Origin of the sequence: Ruminococcus sp. CAG:57 (assembly GCF_000435935.1) — a bacterium.
Classification (GTDB): Bacteria; Bacillota; Clostridia; order Oscillospirales; family Ruminococcaceae; genus Hominimerdicola; species Hominimerdicola aceti.
The window spans coordinates 92,376-94,419 of the sequence record NZ_FR890793.1 but is presented as its reverse complement, the minus strand read 5'-3'; the positions used below and the strand labels follow the sequence as shown (position 1 = coordinate 94,419).

The 2,044-nt window shown below is 43.3% G+C and carries 2 protein-coding genes; one reads left to right on the top strand and one right to left on the bottom strand.

Annotated elements, in window-relative coordinates; genetic code table 11:
* On the bottom strand, window positions 1–273 hold a 273-nt coding region (locus tag QVO88_RS11765; RefSeq protein WP_288178046.1), incomplete at its 3' end, for an HAD hydrolase-like protein.
* 247 nt (window positions 274–520) lie between these two features.
* Between QVO88_RS11765 and QVO88_RS11760 the strand changes: the two genes are divergently transcribed.
* On the top strand, window positions 521–1,957 hold the full coding sequence (locus tag QVO88_RS11760; protein ID WP_022288644.1) for a uracil-xanthine permease family protein: 1,437 nt from the start codon (window positions 521–523) through the stop codon (window positions 1,955–1,957).
* Window positions 1,958–2,044 lie beyond the last annotated feature (87 nt).

Below are 2,044 nucleotides of genomic sequence, written 5' to 3'. Positions count from 1 at the left end.
TTCCACTCCCTCGTAAACACGGTTCTCGAAAATGCCCTTGGTGGTGTAGTATTCACGGTAGTATTTAACAGCCTGCTCGCATTTTTCATCATCAAAGCCGTAAAAATCCCTGAAAGAGTCTTTCAGCGGCGGACCGAGAAACTTTGTCATCGTGCTCATCTCAGGCTCTATGCTGAACTTTTTCAGTGCGTATACAGCCGAATTTATTATGCCCTCGCCCGACTCAGTAAGCGTGCCGTCAAGGTCAAAAAGAACATATCTGTAATTTTTCATGTCATTACCTCACATAATACAATATATCAATTGCTATTATAACGCAAAACGGCTTATTTGTCAAAGAAAATGGGCAATTACGCACAAAAAATCCTGCTGAAATACGGCATTTAGCTCATTGACAAAAATATTGTTATAAGTTAAAATTAAAAAGGCGGTTTGTGTCAAAACGTACCGCAAAGAAGTGTTTTCCTGTTTATATCGGAAATGGAAAACGTGAGAAAATTTATATGAATGAGGTGTTATATTGAAACTTATTTTTGATGTTTCAGACAAGCCAAAGGCTGGTCAACTGGTAGTGTTCGCACTTCAGCAGATGTTGGCTATCCTTGCGGCGACCATCGCTGTGCCGCTTATTATCGGCAAAGGTCTTACTCCTGCGGCTGCAATGTTTGGTGCAGGTGTGGGAACTATAGTTTATATCCTTTTTACAAAAAGAAAAAGCCCTGTGTTCCTTGGCTCGTCCTTTGCTTTTTTAGGCTCAATGGCGGCGGCTTTTGCAGGCGGCGTTTCAATGCAGCTTGGTATGCTTGGACTTATCGTCGGTGCATTCCTTGCAGGACTTGTATATGTCGTTATCGCAATAGTAGTAAAATTTGTTGGAGTAGGCTGGCTCAATAAGCTCATGCCTGCGGTGGTAATAGGACCGACCGTTGCTATAATCGGACTTTCCCTTGCAGGAAATGCTATCGGCGACCTCGTCAAAGGCGACGTAACAAAGCAGGTAACAGAGTATGCAGTCTCCACCGACAGCGGCACACCTGAGATAATCGAAACTGTATCCAACGTGCCTGTAGGCTCGTCATATGTGGCTCTTATCTGCGGACTTATCACCCTTGCAGTGGTAATGCTTTGCTCAACATATGGCAAGAAAACACTCAGACTTATACCTTTTATAATCGGTATCCTCGCAGGCTATGCAGCCGCAGCGATCTTCACTGTTATCGGCAATATATGTGATATTGACGCACTTAAAATAGTAGATTTCAGCATTTTCAGCAGCTATATGCTCACAGACGGCAGCGTTTCACTGAAAACATTTGTTAGCCTGCCTGACTTTGCATTTGTTTCAGGTCTGAAAGGTCTTAAAGAGTTCGACTTCACATATTTTGCAACTATATTTGTAGCCTATGTGCCAGTTGCACTTGTTGTTTTTGCAGAACACGTTGCTGACCATAAAAACCTTTCTTCTATTATCGACCATGACCTCCTTGAAGAGCCTGGTCTTACAAGAACGCTTCTCGGCGACGGTGTAGGTTCTATCGCGGGCGCACTGTTCGGCGGCTGTCCGAACACAACATACGGTGAGTCCGTTGCCTGCGTTGCTATCACAGGAAACGCATCTGTAATAACTATCTTTGCGGCAGCAATAGGCTGTATGCTGTTTTCGTTCATCACTCCGCTTGTTGCGTTCGTTGATTCTATCCCTGCATGCGTAATGGGTGGCGTTTGTATCGCTCTTTACGGCTTTATCGCAGTTTCAGGTCTTAAAATGATACAGGACGCAAACCTTGACGATAACAGAAATCTCTTTGTTGTGTCCGTTATCCTCATTGCAGGTATCGGCGGTCTGACACTCACATTCGGTGATATAACACTCACCGAAGTTGCCGCAGCTCTTATCCTCGGCATACTTACAAACGTTATGCTTTCAAAGAAAAAGGGCAATGTAGCTAAGAAATAATAAAACGTAGGGGCGAACAGTATTCACCCGTCACTGCGTACAAAAATGTAAATTTAAAATATACTATGAAAGGAAATCATAAAAATG